Origin of the sequence: Paenibacillus segetis (assembly GCF_014639155.1) — a bacterium.
GTDB lineage: Bacteria > Bacillota > Bacilli > Paenibacillales > Paenibacillaceae > Fontibacillus > Fontibacillus segetis.
Genome location: NZ_BMFT01000001.1, coordinates 2,817,225 through 2,834,039, shown reverse-complemented (window position 1 = coordinate 2,834,039; position 16,815 = coordinate 2,817,225). Strand labels below are relative to the sequence as shown.

Sequence of the window (16,815 nt, the reverse complement as noted above, 5' to 3'; positions counted from 1 at the left end):
AAAGTATAGTAAGTATGGTATCCTCAAAAAAAGGGATGACCCTTATGTGAAGGATCATCCCTATATTTATGTGTTGGTTTGGTAATTATTGAGTTACTTTAATATGAGTATTTGGATTGTCTTTTTGCGATAGCAATTGGGACACGGTGACAAATGAATAACCTTGTTTTTTAAGCTCAGGTAATATAATTTTTAAAGCCTCCGACGTTTGCGAACTATTATATACATAATCATGCATAAGAATGATATCGCCATTTCGAACATTTTTTAGGACTTTATTGGCGATACGCTGAACACCCGGAGCTCTCCAATCTTTGGTATCCTGATGCCATGACCATAAGATTAGCTGTAAGTTATTTTGCTTAGATACATTAATGATGTTTTGATCATAGGAACCGCCTGGTGGTCGAAATAGTACCGCAGTGTGCCCTGTTGCCTTAAGTATGGCTTGTTGTGTTTTTCCAATTTCGTTCACGGCTTTTTCCTTGGAAATATTCTGGAAAGATGGATGGTAAAAAGAGTGATTTCCAACTTCATGTCCTTTACTTAGTACGAGCTTAACGATTTCAGGGAAACGTTCGACACGCTCACCAACGACAAAAAAGGTAGCTTTTGCTTGATATTGGTCCAAAACCTCCAGGATTTTTGGCGTTTGCTTACGATCTGGACCATCATCGAACGTAAAAGCAATCGTCTTTTTCTGAGTGGGTACCTCCCAAACGATGTCGCCTCGCTCCTCATAATAGCTCCTGTCTTTAACAACCTGCGATGTAGGCGAAGCAACAGCATTCCCACTGTATATCGACATGGTTACGAGCAGAATCAGCATAGTTTTGAATTTAAGCATCGATACCGTTTCCTCCAATATAAATACTGTTTAATCACATGTTTAGCTATTTTGCTTCATTGGAGTTATTTTATCCTCATTGGAGATTATTAACGGAAAACCACGATTTAAATACCATAACCGGATTTCCACTTGGATCATGCTGATTTAGAAAGCAAAAACCCCTGAAGCAAAATGCCTCAAGGGTTATTCATTAGGATCTGCAATGGTTATTTTTAATCTTCTCTTTGAGTGGTATTTTGCTCTCTCATCATGTGATGATAGTGGTAATGATGGTGATGATGATGATGGATGAAGTGTTGGCCTTGTTGTTGACCATGGGTATGAAAATGAGGTTGATGCATATGTTCATGTCCGTGATGATATGGTTGGGGATCCCTTTGCTGAGATCCTAGTACGTTATAGTTTTCCTGATTCATTGATTTTCTCCTTTCGTCTATGGTTAATTCATATTATGTCTAGACAGGATTAGTGACACTTGACCTAAATAAATTGGGCTGCCTATAGTCACCAATAGGTGGCTTTTTTGTGTAGCAGGGAAATACTTCTTTCGTCGAATAGTGATGAGGATAGGGGGAGATACGATAGAGGAGCAAGCAGATGTACTGAGATAAGAAGAAATTTGTAGGTACCAAGCATCTTAATGGGTGCTTTTTTATTTGTGGAGACAACGCTACAGGTGGGAGCACAAAAAGGGTGCACACAAACAAAGGGTCGTACCTTCAGAGGTAAGACCACCAAACTTGTAATACAAGCACTGATAATTTAGACAGTATAATAAGCCTAGAGTAGTACAATAAGCCCAGTCGATTAAGCTACATTAGAATATGATGAAATGTACGCAAAATACAAGGAGGGAAACACATGGGTGAAATAGGTGGAATTGGTTGTGGCATTGGTGGAGCATTTACATCAACTGGGGTTATCTTGGTTCTGTTCATTCTTCTTGTTATCGTTTCCTGTGCATTTATTTGATTAGTTTGGAATCCATTTGTACAGAGCTCTGCTGACTTCGGTCGGTGGAGTTTTGTCGTTTAAAATTAATATAACTGAAACTATCTAATAGCAAACCTTAATTCTCGTAGTTTGTTTATTGAAAATCACCTTTTATATCATTACTTAAAGGAGCCGCTTTCGCGACTCCCTTTGATCAACTGATTACTTTTTATTTATGCAACTTATAGTATTCATTTAATGCATCATCTAGTTGTTGACTTACTCTTATAACTTCCTGATCGATCAACCGTTTATAGGTCGATAGCTGGTTTAACTCCAAGCGGAGTTCTTCAATTCTACGGAATAAATCCAAACTGAACAGCTCCCAATCTAAAAAGTATTTATTTTAGACGTTCGCTGTCGACAGGCGTCCGTGATTGCGGATCTCACCATAGTACTGTCCGCACCAGGACTATAGTGATAATATATAATTCGATAAAAAACTACTTAATTCCTCCTAAATAGATAAATTATGTAAAATGATGTTGGGATTAGTGTATAAAAAAGGATCATTGATGTAAGAAAAAGATACATATAAATTCAAAATAAAATTTTTGAATTATTTGTAGGAAGGTTATTAATGGGTTTACAAAACCCGCCCCCAAATCACAAAAAGCAGTATTATATATAAACAAGCAAAAACCCTTGAAGCCAATGGCCTCAAGGGTTTCCTAGTATGATCTGCAGTGGGTTCGAACCACTGACCCCTACCCTGTCAAGATAGTGCTCTCCCAGCTGAGCTAGCAGATCATGAATATAGCGAAGATAAAATTTATATTATCAGGATGATAGGGTTATGTCAAACTATTTTCAGCACAACTTCCCGTCTATACAAGCGTATAAAGCAACTCACCAGAGACAACAATGAGTCATATACGACGATAAAAGAAAGTAGGTTGAGTGGATATGATACGTAACATTAAACTATCTCGTCATTGTAGACAAGAGTGGGTTGTATATATCCGAATGGTTTTAGTTATGGGGTGTGTAAGTGTAACGCTTCTATTGATTAGTGGATGTAGTTTATCGCCCGATTCTGAGACCCTGCAGCGGCAATCAAAAACACTAATAGACACCAGTCCTTCGGTGTCGGACGGAGTATATGCTCCAACTATAATAGGAGATGTATATTCAAAAGAGTAACTTTTTCTATTTCATAATCAATCTTCGTCCCATTTGCGAGAATAGCCTTTTTTAGTTGTATAGTACATCAGTAGGATTAACACTACAGCAATTAACACAGATGCAGCAATGGTCACTCCAAAGATCATAATTCATGACAACTCCTCTCCAAAGTTATAATAAAGTTGGACAGTTTAACTATACATGACAACCGATTTTTTGTATAATGATGCAACTTAAGAGTACTTTATATGACTTAGAATAAAGTTATAAAAGACAACAATGGAGGGGAATCTGTAGGGATGACTGCTGCTAAAATTATACACGTAGAAAATAATGAGCAATTGGAGAAATGCCTAGATATTCGTAAGGAAGTGTTTGTAAAGGAACAGATGGTTCCGATTGATCTGGAGATCGACGAGTTTGATGTGTTAAGCCCGGACGTACATCATGTGTTGATCGAGCAGGACGGAGTTTATGCCGCTACGGGGAGACTGACCTATTATAAGGATAACTCGGCTAAAATGCAGAGAATCGCTGTTCGTCAAACGTTTCGTTCTCAAGGCATTGGAAGAATACTGCTACTCGCACTTGAAGAACTTGCCCGTGAACTAGGACTGAGCAAATCCGTTCTTGATGCACAATGTCAAGCCGAATCATTCTATAGCAAACTAGGTTATGTGACGATCTCAACTGAACCTTTCGATGATGCAGGCATACCCCATGTGCGAATGGAGAAGCCTCTTTAAGTAGTTGAACAGCAGATGTTATATATCCTTTGTAATATAACATAAATATGGGAAAAAGGGACAAGCTATACACATCCCCGAACAGGGACATTAAGAACTGAGGAGATGTGATATAATATGGCACTTAACACCAGAGAAACATTTATCGCGGTTCAGAAAAATGGGGACGGAGATTTGACCCGTTTTAAAACTTCTAGTGGAAGAGTTCTCGAGTATGAACAGGCATTACAAGAAGTGAAGGCTGGAGCAATCGCCGGTGTTAATGTGTTTAAAGGTAGAGACGGAGAAATGTATATTCGCGGTGACGCCGATGGAGATCCAAGTAATAATCTCGACTCGTTACCAAACTTCCAATAAATGAATCTAGTTACAAGAAACAGCCCCGCGGATTTTGTTATCCGAGGGGCTGCTTATGTACTTATAGCATGTAGATTTCATGCTGCTTCAGAAATTGCATTTCCCCAGTTTGCCCGACAAATAACTCCATTTCATCTCCATAATGCATTAAGGAGATCTTTGCACGGATATCCTTTGGCAAAGAGAGAAGCTCTTGTAGTGTCGTGTGCACTTCACCTGGACCTGTAAGCTGTACTTCATGAAGGATTTTACGGCATCCTCTTCTATAAACAAGTTGTTGTAACAGCTCAGGCTGGAACGTCATATCGGCACTATAGAACACTTCGTCATTTATATAGAGCGAGAAGCTGTTTTTCCCTGGAATATGTGGAGTTTGAATCAACTCTATGGTGAGATTAGGACATAAGGTAATTGGATGGCCCTCCGTAAGTCGCCGAACCTCGAAATAGTCCTCTAATGAGTCGGCCCCATCTTGTCCCATTCCGCCCTTTAAAGTGTTCTCCCAGAGGGGTTTAACTAATCTTTCTTCGATATATAGGACAGGTTTACGACCGATGGTATATTTCATGCGAAAAGCGAGTTCTTCTAGTCCACCCACATGATCTCCGTGAATATGCGTAATTAGAATGGCATCAACCCTATCAAGTGATATACCAAGCTGATGCAGCGCTAGGGGGGCAGTTATTCCGCAATCGATCAAGAGCGTGAATTCCCCTGTGTAGAGTAGTCCGTTGTTATTGTAATATTTTTTGGCAAATGCACCGCCAGTACCAAGCATTTGAAGGCGAAGTGACATGAGATCCCTCCTCTTATTGTATGCATAATGTACACTAATTCTAAAGCAAACGAAAGATATCAGAATATTTATGCAAAAAAATTAAGCTATAACGTGTGATGACCGCAACTTGAACAACCTTCCAGAGTATAAATTTACATCAACATGATATATATGGAGGGTTATTATTATGAAATGGAGAAGAGTAGGGCTACTTGTATTTGCATTCTCACTAATGGGTGGTTCGTTGTTATTCGCTGATGCAGCAACTCAGAAGGTTAAATTTCTGCTGAACGGAAGTGAAGTGGAGGACGGCGGGTATGTGGTTGATGGTAAAGCCTATGTTGCTGTGCGTGAGCTTCAAGGTATTGTCGAATACAACGATACGTCCAAAAAAGTGAGTTACTATAAACCAAATGTTCATATGTTCTTGTTTACGAGCTCGGATGATAAGGTATTTGGAGATATTGAGAAAACAGGTAAGTTAAAATTTTACGCATTTTCGCAAATTGATAATCTAAAAACGGATATTTCCTCAGTTCGTATATCCATAACCGCTCCGGATGGTACCTCCAAAGTAATTCAAACAGGGGATATCAAAGATCAACGTGATAACTTTTGGTTCCGTACGGAAGATTTCACGTATGATTTTAAGTCCGCAGGTAAATATACGATTGGGTTTTATATGAAACCATCATCAGGTGGAGAATACGTTCTAGTCTCTGAAAAGGGTGTCAACGTACTTAAGTAACGTTGACAATCCTTCGAAGTGAGTTCATTCTCAAATTGACCTGTCCTATGTAAAAGTGTTACGATACGATAGAAACCGACAGGTTTAACAAATCAATTCAAAGCGAGGTATTTCAATGAGCGATCACAATCACGAACACGGCGAAGCATGCGGCTGTGGACATGACCATGACCATGAGCACGAGCACGAAGAGTTTGTGTTGACGCTAACGGACGAACAAGGCAATGATGTGGAAATGGTTCTTGTCGAAACGTTTGACGTAGCTGAAAAGGTATATGCGCTTCTGCTTGAGCGGAATAACACGGAAGCGGACGGTATCATCCTTCGTCTGGAAGAAGAGAACGAAGAAATGATGCTTTACAATATCGAAGACGAAGAAGAGTGGCGTCTAGTGGAAGAAGCTTATAACGAGCTTGTTTCCAAACAGGACGAAGTGTAATAGATTGAGTCCGAACTATACAAAAAAGCTCCCCTGATGGGGAGCTTTTTTATATAGAATAACTATTTTACACTAGAAAATAGGATTAGCTTCGACAATTACCTTAACCTGATTGATGTAGCGATCTTCGGGTCCCTTCACAGGTAGACCAACTTCAACATGATCAATAATATAATCGATATTATCTTGAGAGATAACCTCACCAGGTAGCAAGATCGGAATGCCTGGGGGGTATACATAAATGAATTCGGCAATGATTCGACCTGCCGATTGTTTGAACGGAATCACTTCAGTATCAGCATAGAAGGCATCACGTGGAATGAGCGATAATTGCGGGATTTCTGGAACTTTTACAATAAGTTCATTGGCGTTATTCTCTATATAATTTAGTGCGGATAGTTCACGCAAAGCTGATAGGAGTGTATCCACAGTTTCTTTGGAATCTCCTGGGGTAATAATACAGAGAATGTTATACATGTCACTAAGTTCAACTTCGATATTGTAATGATCTCTTAGCCAATTCTCTGTTTCGTACCCTGTAATGGCCAAATGACGGACGTGAATCGTCACTTTCGTAGGATCATAAGCAAAGGTGGCTTCGCTACCTAGTATTTCAGAGCCAAAACAGTACAAGCCATCAATTTTATTAATTTCGCTTCTTGTATATTGTGCTAGCTCGATAACCTGATTTGCGAGCTCCCGACCATGAAGGGCGAGGTTTCTACGAGCGGTATCGAGTGATGCAAGGAGCAAATATGAAGTTGATGTTGTCGTTAACATACTGATGATGGTCTGCACCCGTTGTGGATTAACAAAGCCGTTTTTAGTGTTGAGGTTGAGCACTGAGCTTTGAGTCATCGAACCACCTAATTTATGTACACTGGTGGCCGCCATATCAGCGCCGGCCTGCATCGCCGACATAGGCAAATCTTCATGGAAATGAATATGCACCCCGTGAGCCTCGTCAACAAGGACAGGGACATGGAAACTATGTGCTAGATCAACAATTTCTTTGAGATTGGCACATACTCCGAAATAAGTTGGGTTAATGACTAATACGGCTTTAGCATCCGGATGGCGTTGCAAAGCTCTCCTTACAGAGGAGGTTGTAATGCCATGGTCGATGCCAAGATTGACGTCCTGCGTTGGGGACACAAATACAGGTTTGGCACCCGCAAAAATAATCGCAGACATAATAGATTTATGAATATTTCTTGGGATAATAATTTTATCACCGGGAGAACAAATGGATAGTATCATTGTCATGATGGCTCCGCTTGTGCCTTGAACGGAGAAATAGGTATGATCTGCACCAAATGCATCCGCTGCGAGCTTCTGAGCCTCTTCAATCACTCCTGAGGGCTGATGGAGGTCATCTAGTGGTGCAATATTGATCAGATCGATAGAAAGAGCGTTATCGCCCAAAAAATCATGAAACTCTTGATCTGCACCAAGACCTTTTTTGTGTCCAGGAATATGAAATTGCACGGGATTACTAGCTGCATGCTGCTTGAGGGCGGTAAATAACGGGGTGAGCTGATGGTCCATAATGGCCGTCCCCTTCCTTAGGTTAAATTTACAAACAAGGTTGAGTATAGCAAAAAGAGACCGGAATGCAAGTAAAGAATCAGAAGAGTAACGAGAATTAATAGTAAATAAGTGTAAGTTGGCAGATAAAAAGGGACAGACTATATAGAGTTGGTCTGATCTCAAAAAAAGAAGGAGAGGGTGACTTCCATGGAATTGACTTCCTCGCTAGTAAGTAGAAAACTGTTGACTCCGACCTTCATATGTTTGTGGATCATCATGTTTTTGGTGGAATTCGTAAAGGGGGCGCTGATCGTAGCCATCCTACCTGTCTATATGGGAGAGGTTCTAAAATTAAGCGCATTTGCAATTGGCTTGTCCTTTTCACTCCAATACATAGGGGACAATGTATTTCGTAGTCCTGCGGGATGGCTTATTGAACGTATTGGATTTCGGATCACCATTATGCTTGGCCTCATCATTACTTTTGGAGCTGTGAGTATTATTGCTTTAACGCAGACTATGGGATTTATTGTCCTGGGTTGTGCATTACTAGGGATAGGAACGGCACCACTGTGGCCTTGTGTAATGATCGGAATCTCTGCCGTCACTAAAGAAAATAAAAATTTTGGAACGGCTATGGGAGTCATTCAAATTTCATGTCTAGGTGGTACAGGAGCAGGACCAGTAATTATTAATTTCTTCGTAGGCGATTCATATACACGGGTGTTCTGGATTCTTCTCGGTTGTTTGGCCCTTGTTATCATCGTGGCATTTTTTCTTCCTGGCAAGAAGATTAAGCAAGCTTCGAATGATGTTCCACTCGATATTAACAATAAGAAAATAAAGGGAATTCGTGCCCTGAAGGAGACATGGATTAAAGTAAGAGACAACTTAGATGTTAGTCCACTCCTGTATCCGGCACTTTTTTTGCAATCTTTTGCTGTAGGCCTTTTAACGCCGGTTATTACACTTTTCGTACGCACGGAACTTGGAATGTCACCTCAAGCTTTTAGTGCCTTGCTGGTGACGGGGGGCGGGATTACTGTGCTGGGTCTTATACCTATCGGCAAACTGGTTGACCGATTTGGAACGAAGTGGTTTCTTCACGCTGGATTCTTATTAAGCTCTGTATCTATTGGTTTATTTGCGGTTATGCGCTCAGTGCCAATGATCTGGATTGTTGTCATATTAATCGGAATTAGTTACGCCTTTATTCTTCCAACCTGGGATACCATGATTTCGCATATGGTTCCGGAAGGCGAGAAAGGCACGGTTTGGGGATTGTTTCTGACCATTCAGGGGTCAGGGATGGTAGTGGGTCCTATCGTTTCAGGGAAGCTGTGGGATCTGTTAGGGCCGCCTGCCCCTTTTCTAGGGAGCGCTATTGTGATGGCTGTGCTGTTCTTCATCCACCTTGCGTTAACGAGAAGACAGCACAGCCTGTCCGAAATAAAGCGATAGAAACTTCTCAAACAAAACTTTATTTTAGAAAGAACCCTTGTATAGCGGTAGTAAAGTGGCGAAGGTTTCTTCAATTGTAGAGATCAACCCGCTGCCATCTTGTAGGATAGGGTTATCCCGTTCCACGCGTAGTCCGCACATAATTTCTGATTTCTTCACGGTCTTGAGTCTTTCTGCTAGTGTCTTCAAGGTTTGGTTGTCACTTTCTTTGTGAAGTGTACCGCTTGGATCTAAATGATCTGTAGACCAATAGAAATGATCTGGCACTAACTTCTGCACCTTGGTCGTATGCTTCTCTAAATAATCGGCAAATGTAACTTTATTCGGGCTTTCATAAATAACCGCAAATATGATGAATAAATGAGTGGAAAACATGCCAACTTGAAAGTGAGGTAACGCTTTGTATCCACGTTTATTGCTAGCCCAAGCGATCCATGTGTCATTTGGTGGATTTATTGTACGCCGAGCATGTTTTGCTACATGAGGGTACATTTCTTCCCCACAAAGTGCGGACAAGTAAGGGGATATCTCACTTCCAAGTGAGGTCAGTTTAGGACGTACTTGATCTATGATCGCTTCCATCCGGGGTTCAAGACCAGGTATGGTCATACAATCGAAATCCTGTTTGGAAAAACCGGGAAATGTCATTCTTTATTTACCTCCAAAAATAATTTATTAGCTAAAAGTGTAGGTTCAACCTATCAAACGTACGTTTCTCAGTATAACATATATCGTTTCGAGACTTCCTCTCTGCTAATGGGACAAGCGCATTTAGAACATTTATTGTGGATTGCGATCAAAAATACGCCCTTTTGCGTCAATTGCAACCCGAAGCGGGTAAAATTAATCAATAAACCAAGTTCCACTACATAATATGGAGTATAAGATAAGGTAAGTCATAATCGGGATTTTGGTTAACCAAACTTTGGGGAGGGAGTGCCGTGAATAAAAGTTACGAGGTAGAATATTGCAACCTGGAGCTCCGATTCGACCGCCGGCACATTCAGCAACTAATCCGCGATTTGATCCAAGACGGGTATTCTTTATATTGGAGTGAGAGTGAAACCATCTTCATTATTTCAGTCCGCACAGGACGTAAATTAACTAAGTTACGATTTCATCGGCTTGCTAAAGGATACAAGCTTGTGGGCGATTACGTAATAAAGGATGTTAAACTCTCGGATTGGTTGGAGAAGCAGATTGGAGATCTGCGGGGTCATGCCGTGGTTAAGCGGTTTAAAGATCGTCAGATATTGATTGAGAGCATCATGTTCGGTGAAGTCATTAGGCAGGTGGAAATCACAGGAGTGGAGCATCGAGTGATTTTTCAGAAGGGCCCTGTAGTGGATTCGCGGAAATTAGCTGAATTGTTCGCATCCCAGTCTGCTGAATGGCAGCTACTGAGTCTTCAGCAAGAGCTTGATGCGGAACTTGAGAAGCTATTTGATGCATTAGAGTGTGGAGATAAGGACATAGTTGAAGCATGCAAAGAAAAATTGCGCAGACTACGAATTGAGTTGATTCAACTTGAGTGGTAATGAGCCCATTCTTAAATATGGAGTATGATGTGTGAAAAATCATTGCACCCCCCCATATATTCGGGGGTTGTTTTGTGAATTGGTAGGTATAGGGGTTCACTTCTGTACTCAAAAGAGTTAAAATGATACTATTGAAAAAATAGTGTGTAAAGGATGGAGACCATGTCAAAACAACAAATTGGTGTTATCGGCCTTGCCGTTATGGGCAAAAATTTGGCCCTAAATATTGAAAGCAGGGGTTTCACTGTATCGGTGTTCAATCGTTCGCCGCAAAAAACACATGACCTGCTAGAAAATGAAGCCAAAGGTAAGAATCTTGTAGGTACGTTCACAGTTGAAGAATTTGTGAATTCCTTGGAAACACCACGCAAAATTTTGATTATGGTACAAGCTGGTGCTGCAACCGATGGTACCATTGAGCAACTTCTTCCGTATTTGGATCAAGGCGATATCATTATCGACGGGGGTAATGCTTACTTCCCAGATACGCAACGCCGTAGTAAAGAGCTTGAAGCTAAAGGCTTCCGCTTCATCGGTACAGGAGTATCCGGCGGTGAAGAAGGTGCTTTGAAAGGCCCTGCAATCATGCCAGGTGGACAAGAAAGTGCTTATCAATTGGTTGAACCTATCCTTACAGCGATCTCTGCAAAAGTAAACGGCGATCCTTGCTGCACATATATCGGACCAGACGGTGCTGGCCATTATGTAAAAATGGTGCATAACGGCATCGAGTATGGAGACATGCAATTGATCGGCGAGGCTTACCACTTGTTGAAAGATGTACTTGGTTTGGATGCTAAAGAGTTACATGAAATTTTCACAGAGTGGAATAAAGGCGAACTGGACAGCTATCTGATCGAGATTACAGCTGATATCTTCTCACAATACGATGAAGAGACTGGTAAGCCGATGGTTGATGTTATTCTTGACGCTGCTGGACAAAAAGGAACTGGTAAATGGACAAGCCAAAGTGCACTGGATCTTGGTGTACCGTTGTCCATGATTACAGAATCTGTATTCTCCCGTTTCCTTTCCGCAATGAAAGAAGAACGTGTTGCAGCTAGCAAGATCCTTAGTGGTCCTACAGCAACTTCATTTACTGGGGATAAAGCAGAATTTATCGAGAACGTTCGTAAAGCGTTGTTCGCTAGTAAAATTGTTTCCTATGCTCAAGGTTTTGCACAAATGCGTGCGGCTTCCGACGAATATGGTTGGGATTTGAAATACGGAAATATCTCGATGATCTTCCGCGGTGGATGTATTATTCGTTCGCAGTTCTTGCATAACATCAAAGACGCATATGATCGTGATCCTGAACTCAAGAATTTGTTGCTTGATCCTTATTTCAAGAACATTGTTGAGACTTATCAAGGGGCATGGCGTAAAGTGATTGCAGCTGCGGTTGAAGGTGGAATTCCTGTTCCTGGTTTCTCCAGCGCTCTGTCTTACTACGACAGCTACCGTACAGAACGTCTACCGGCTAATCTGCTGCAAGCACAGCGCGATTACTTCGGTGCTCATACGTTTAAACGTGTGGACAAAGAAGGCGTATTCCATCACCAATGGTTCTAAGATAAATCCGAAATATCTTCAAGAGATGTCGGAGGGGGCGTATACTACCGCTCACTCTGGCATCTCTTTTTTTGGTTTGAAGTATAGAATTTTCCCTCAAGTAGCACTAGGGCAGTGCCTAAATGTACCAGCCTGTGTTATGATATGAGACAGTTAATTAATTTAATACATTACCGCGTCTAACTGCCACTAAATCAAATAAATATAAATAAAGGGGATTCGTATATGGACGTTATCGTTAAACCTACTTCTGAGCTTAAGGGTGAGATCGGAGCACTCTCATCCAAAAATTACACGACCCGTTACCTACTCGTCGCTGCTTTGGCTGAGGGGACAAGTACGGTATATTATCCTGCTCATAGTGAGGATAGCGATGCTATGCGCCGCTGCATTAGAGATCTTGGTGCTGTACTTGAAGAGGACGACGAGAAAATTGTTATAACCGGCTTTGGTCGACACCCTAAGGATGTAAAGGAATTGAATGTAGGCAACGCAGGAGCGGTGCTGCGTTTTCTTATGGCGGTTACAGCGTTATGCCCTGAAGTGACGTTTGTTAATTCATATCCTGATTCACTTGGAAAGCGTCCCCATGATGACTTAATTACAGCCCTTGGAGAAATGGGCGTGGAGGTTGACCATCAAGAGGGGAGATTGCCGATTACGATCCGAGGCGGAGAACCTCGTGGAGGTAAGATTAAAGTATCTGGAGCAGTAAGTTCTCAATATCTAAGCGCGTTGTTATTCCTTACCCCGCTACTTGCTGAGGACAGCGAAATCGAAGTGTTAGACGATTTGAAATCCAAGGTTGTTATTGGTCAGACCTTAGAAGTGTTAGAGCAAGCAGGAATTGTTATCCATGCAAGTAACGACTACATGAACTTCCGCGTACCTGGTGGACAGTCTTATCAAGCAAAGTCTTACACGGTTCAAGGTGATTATCCTGGTTCAGCGGCGGTTTTGGCTGCTGCAGCAGTGACGAAATCGGACGTCAAGATTTTCCGCTTAGCTGAGAAGAGTAAGCAAGGAGAGCGCGCGATTGTTGACGTTCTGCAAATGATGGATGTTCCGTTAACTCATCGTGATGGTACGGTCCATGTTCAAGGGAACGGCCGACTACGACCCGTTGAATTCGATGGCGATGCGGCGACAGATGCAGTATTAGCGATGGTAGCTGCTGCCGTGTTTGCAGATGGGACGTCTAGGTTCTATAACGTTGAGAACTTGCGATACAAAGAATGCGACCGTATAACTGACTATTTGAACGAGCTAAGAAAAGCCGGGGCAAATGTAGAAGAGCGGCAAGCTGAGATTATTGTACATGGTCGGCCTTCTGGTCTGGAGGGCGGTGTTGAAATTAATGCACATTATGATCATCGTGTAATTATGGCGCTGACAGTAGTTGGACTACGTTGTAAGAAACCTCTTGTCATTAAGGATGCTCATCATGTCGCTAAATCGTATCCCCAATTTTTTGATCACATTACAGCGCTTGGTGCAGCTGTAGAATGGGTATAACAATATAAAAAGAGGAGGAATTCAAATATGACATTCCAGAACCCAACAAGAGAAGAGATCAAGGAAATATTAGAACATGCCGGGAATATCGCCGTCGTGGGATTGTCAGATAAGACGGACCGAACCTCTTATATGGTGGCGGGGGCGCTTCAAAATAACGGTTATCGGATCATTCCCGTTAACCCGACTGTTACAGGAAAAATCCTAAATGAACAGGTATATGCCTCTTTACAGGACATTCCTGAACCTGTTGACATCGTAAATGTTTTTCGACGTAGCGAGCAGACACCAGAGGTAGCGAAAGCTGCGGTGGAGATTGGTGCGAAAGTATTATGGCTACAGCAGGGAATACTAAGTGATGAAGCGAATGAAATCGCCTCAAAGGCCGGACTGACGGTCATTATGGACCGATGTATCAAAGTAGAGGATAGTATCTTGATTGGCAAGAGAAGCTAAGATAGTACCAATGTAAGGGACCTTTTTATGATAAAGAAAGGTCCCTTTTTTACTGCTCTTTCACCCCCGCTTTTGTTCTTCTATGTATTTTCCTTTGACAAATTTATAAGGCTAGGCTTACCATAATGGAATAGAGAGAGGATAACCTATAACAGAGTTAGAACATAGGGGGTCGTAAGATGATACAGGGTATTGGTGCAGCCGGAGGCGTAGCCATCGGTAAAGCTTTTGTGCTGCCCACCTGGGACTGGGATGTACCGGATCGCCGGATGGAAAAAGTAGATCTGGCTAAGGAATTCGAAAGACTGTATGAAGGTATTCGGACATCGAAAACTGAAATTGAAGTGATGAAGAACGAGATCAAACAAACCGTGGGCGTAGCTGAATCGAGTATTTTTGACGCTCATATAGCCATTTTGGAAGATCCCGTCTTTATGAGTGAGATTCAAGGGATCATTGAGCGACAGTATAAAGCTGCCGAAGTTGCAGTGAAAGAGGCTATCGATCATTTCGTCACGATGTTTGACCTTCTGGATGATGAATACATGAAAGAACGAGCACTCGATATCAAGGATGTTGGTAATCGTCTGCTCAAACACTTACTTGGTACTCCGGATATTACATTGCCGGCAGATACACAACCCTATATTTTGGTTGCGAAGGAACTATCTCCTTCTCAACTGGTACATTTGAATCCCAATAATGTGCTCGGGATAGTAACGCTTGCAGGTGGAAAGACATCACATTCCACAATTATGGCAAGAGCACTTGGCATTCCTTTGGTAGCCGGGATGGAGAATAAGCTACCTGAGCCGCTTCAAACGGGCGATATGCTCGTTATTGACGGGGATGAAGGGCTGCTTTATTTAGATCCAAGCCCGAGTATTATTGATCGTTATACCACAATCGCCGAGAAGCTCTCACGGCGGAAAGAACAACTGCAATTGTTAGCCTCCGTTGATGCAGTAACTAAGGACGGTGTGCATTTTAAATTGTCAGGTAACATTAGCTCCGTAAAAGATTTGAAACAGGCGCTCAAACATGGAGCGGAAGGTGTAGGCCTGTTTCGAACTGAATTTTTGTATATGGACCGCACAAATTTTCCAGAAGAAGAAGAGCAATATGAGGTGTACCGACAAGTTGTCGAGACAGCTGGTATCCATCCCGTCGTTATTCGTACGCTCGATATTGGTGGGGATAAACAATTAGAGTATTTTGCTTTACCTGAGGAAGATAATCCATTTCTTGGTTATCGGGCTATCCGGATAAGTTTGGATCGTAAAGAGCTGTTCATAACGCAATTAACTGCTATCCTGCGTGCAAGTGCACATGGCAATGTTAAGATCATGTATCCAATGATTTCTTCATTGGAGGAAGTACATGAAGCGAATCAGTTGCTGGCTGAAGCAAAGCAAGGCTTGCAGGAACGCGGTATTGCCTATGACAAGGATATACAGGTTGGCATAATGATTGAGGTTCCTGCGGCAGCTGCTATTGCGGATTTGCTTGCTAAGGAAGCCGATTTCTTCAGTATAGGTACTAATGATCTTGTTCAGTATGTACTAGCCGTAGATCGGATGAATGAGAAAATCGCACACCTGTACACTCCTTATCATCCTGCCGTACTGAGAACGTTGCGACAAGCCGTGTTGGCTGCCAAGGAGGCCGGGATTCCCATTAGTGTGTGTGGGGAAATGGCTGGTGATGAAAAGGCGATCCCTATTTGGAATTATTTAGGGGTCAACAACCTTAGTATGTCACCGCAATCATTACTTCGGGTGAAACATCGGATTTTGAATACGACTGCTAAGGATAGTCAGGATATTGGGGCGCATTGTTATTGCCTCTCTACAAGCACTGACATTGAGTCCGAGTTGACAAAATTTGTCGGAATAGATGCTGAAATGTTACAGTAGAATGATTTGACAATAGGAACAACGCCAAGGAAGAAACTCTCTGGCGTTGTTTTTGTTGTTATTTTCCAATGAGCTATTATTTAGAAGTTGATATAAGCGCATCTACAAATGCTTTGCCATAGGGAGGGAGATCTGGAGGCCTTCTAGCAGAGATAATATGCCCGTCCACTACCACTGGTTCATCTTTCCAGATTGCTCCAGCATTGGTCATATCATCACGAATCCCTGGTGTTGATGTAACTGTAACTCCCTTAAGGATTCCAGCAGAAATTAACACCCATCCAGCATGACAGATTTGACCGATCGGCTTCTTTGCGGCGTTCAATTCTTTAACTAATTGCAGTACTTTATCATATCGACGAAGTTTGTCTGGAGCCCAGCCCCCTGGAACAAGAATACCGTCATATTGATTGGCATGTACTTCCTCAAATGAGTATTCAACCTCTGCAGGAACGCCGTACTTCCCAATGTATTTTTTGCCTTTCGTAGGTCCAACCAGATGTACCTCGGCACCTTCTTCTCGAACGCGGTAGATCGGGTACCACAGCTCTAAATCCTCGAATTCATCATCAACCAATGCAATGACCTTTTTACCAGTAAGTCTCAAATTCGTTTCCTCCTGTCTTGGACTGCTCTTGACGAATAACATTTTCAATATTTTAATTGTATCAAATTGATGATATTTTTCATACCAATTGACTAGCGGTAAGCCTTTCTTTCTATGGAATATAAAGTGTTTTTAGTTTGGTGAAGGAGATCGCTTATGTAGGGTCGAATACATCTAGCATTCA

18 protein-coding genes and 1 tRNA gene are annotated in these 16,815 nt (G+C 41.9%); 11 read left to right on the top strand and 8 right to left on the bottom strand.

The window, feature by feature from the left end; genetic code table 11:
- Positions 1-85: 85 nt before the first annotated feature.
- A complete protein-coding gene (locus IEW05_RS13280; RefSeq protein WP_373285832.1) occupies positions 86-829 on the bottom strand; it encodes a polysaccharide deacetylase family protein in 744 nt (247 codons plus the stop codon).
- A gap of 233 nt (positions 830-1,062) precedes the next feature.
- Positions 1,063-1,266: a hypothetical protein gene (locus IEW05_RS13275; protein ID WP_188539460.1), complete on the bottom strand. Its 204-nt coding sequence runs from the start codon at positions 1,264-1,266 to the stop codon at positions 1,063-1,065.
- Between the two features lie 445 nt (positions 1,267-1,711).
- On the opposite strand from IEW05_RS13275, the gene IEW05_RS13270 reads away from it, so the two are divergent.
- Positions 1,712-1,822, top strand: coding sequence for a sporulation protein YjcZ (locus IEW05_RS13270; RefSeq protein WP_188539458.1), 111 nt, complete (start codon positions 1,712-1,714; stop codon positions 1,820-1,822).
- Positions 1,823-2,012: 190 nt separating this feature from the next.
- On the opposite strand, the gene IEW05_RS13265 is transcribed toward IEW05_RS13270, so the two are convergent.
- Positions 2,013-2,156, bottom strand: coding sequence for an aspartyl-phosphate phosphatase Spo0E family protein (locus IEW05_RS13265; RefSeq protein WP_229753360.1), 144 nt, complete (start codon positions 2,154-2,156; stop codon positions 2,013-2,015).
- Between the two features lie 364 nt (positions 2,157-2,520).
- Positions 2,521-2,593 (bottom strand) — tRNA-Val (locus IEW05_RS13260).
- Positions 2,594-3,267: 674 nt separating this feature from the next.
- Between IEW05_RS13260 and IEW05_RS13255 the strand changes: the two genes are divergently transcribed.
- Entirely contained in the window at positions 3,268-3,714 is a 447-nt protein-coding gene (locus IEW05_RS13255) for a GNAT family N-acetyltransferase (RefSeq protein ID WP_188539456.1), read from the top strand.
- Between the two features lie 117 nt (positions 3,715-3,831).
- Positions 3,832-4,071 (top strand): DUF3892 domain-containing protein, encoded by a 240-nt coding sequence (locus IEW05_RS13250; RefSeq protein ID WP_188539454.1) that lies wholly within the window; start codon positions 3,832-3,834, stop codon positions 4,069-4,071.
- A gap of 61 nt (positions 4,072-4,132) precedes the next feature.
- Here IEW05_RS13250 and IEW05_RS13245 read toward each other — a convergent pair whose 3' ends face one another.
- Complete coding sequence (locus IEW05_RS13245; protein WP_188539452.1) at positions 4,133-4,867, bottom strand: MBL fold metallo-hydrolase; 735 nt, start codon at positions 4,865-4,867, stop codon at positions 4,133-4,135.
- Between the two features lie 169 nt (positions 4,868-5,036).
- Here IEW05_RS13245 and IEW05_RS13240 point away from each other — a divergent pair, with 169 nt between their 5' ends.
- Positions 5,037-5,597, top strand: coding sequence for a copper amine oxidase (locus IEW05_RS13240; protein WP_188539450.1), 561 nt, complete (start codon positions 5,037-5,039; stop codon positions 5,595-5,597).
- A 115-nt stretch (positions 5,598-5,712) separates the two neighbouring features.
- A complete protein-coding gene (locus tag IEW05_RS13235) occupies positions 5,713-6,036 on the top strand; it encodes a DUF1292 domain-containing protein (RefSeq protein ID WP_188539448.1) in 324 nt (107 codons plus the stop codon).
- 72 nt (positions 6,037-6,108) lie between these two features.
- Here the strand turns inward: IEW05_RS13235 and IEW05_RS13230 are convergent, their stop codons facing one another.
- A complete protein-coding gene (locus tag IEW05_RS13230; protein WP_188539446.1) occupies positions 6,109-7,584 on the bottom strand; it encodes an aminotransferase class I/II-fold pyridoxal phosphate-dependent enzyme in 1,476 nt (491 codons plus the stop codon).
- A gap of 189 nt (positions 7,585-7,773) precedes the next feature.
- On the opposite strand from IEW05_RS13230, the gene IEW05_RS13225 reads away from it, so the two are divergent.
- Entirely contained in the window at positions 7,774-9,027 is a 1,254-nt protein-coding gene (locus tag IEW05_RS13225) for an MFS transporter (protein WP_188539444.1), read from the top strand.
- 24 nt (positions 9,028-9,051) lie between these two features.
- Here the strand turns inward: IEW05_RS13225 and IEW05_RS13220 are convergent, their stop codons facing one another.
- Positions 9,052-9,675, bottom strand: a complete 624-nt coding sequence (locus IEW05_RS13220) for a YktB family protein (protein WP_188539442.1) — start codon at positions 9,673-9,675, stop codon at positions 9,052-9,054.
- A gap of 293 nt (positions 9,676-9,968) precedes the next feature.
- On the opposite strand from IEW05_RS13220, the gene IEW05_RS13215 reads away from it, so the two are divergent.
- From IEW05_RS13215 to ptsP, 5 genes are all read left to right on the top strand, one after another.
- Complete coding sequence (locus IEW05_RS13215) at positions 9,969-10,565, top strand: YkzI domain-containing protein (RefSeq protein ID WP_188539440.1); 597 nt, start codon at positions 9,969-9,971, stop codon at positions 10,563-10,565.
- A gap of 162 nt (positions 10,566-10,727) precedes the next feature.
- Entirely contained in the window at positions 10,728-12,137 is a 1,410-nt protein-coding gene (gnd, locus tag IEW05_RS13210; protein WP_188539438.1) for an NADP-dependent phosphogluconate dehydrogenase, read from the top strand.
- A gap of 225 nt (positions 12,138-12,362) precedes the next feature.
- Positions 12,363-13,652 (top strand): 3-phosphoshikimate 1-carboxyvinyltransferase, encoded by a 1,290-nt coding sequence (gene aroA, locus IEW05_RS13205; protein WP_188539436.1) that lies wholly within the window; start codon positions 12,363-12,365, stop codon positions 13,650-13,652.
- A gap of 27 nt (positions 13,653-13,679) precedes the next feature.
- Positions 13,680-14,108 carry a CoA-binding protein gene (locus IEW05_RS13200; RefSeq protein WP_188539434.1) on the top strand — a complete coding sequence of 143 codons (429 nt, stop codon included), beginning with the start codon at positions 13,680-13,682 and terminating at the stop codon, positions 14,106-14,108.
- Between the two features lie 179 nt (positions 14,109-14,287).
- The gene (ptsP, locus tag IEW05_RS13195) at positions 14,288-16,024 is read left to right on the top strand and encodes a phosphoenolpyruvate--protein phosphotransferase (RefSeq protein ID WP_188539433.1); all 1,737 of its coding nucleotides are present in this window, start codon (positions 14,288-14,290) and stop codon (positions 16,022-16,024) included.
- Positions 16,025-16,100: 76 nt separating this feature from the next.
- Here ptsP and IEW05_RS13190 read toward each other — a convergent pair whose 3' ends face one another.
- Entirely contained in the window at positions 16,101-16,673 is a 573-nt protein-coding gene (locus tag IEW05_RS13190) for a type 1 glutamine amidotransferase domain-containing protein (protein ID WP_188540861.1), read from the bottom strand.
- Positions 16,674-16,815: the final 142 nt, after the last annotated feature.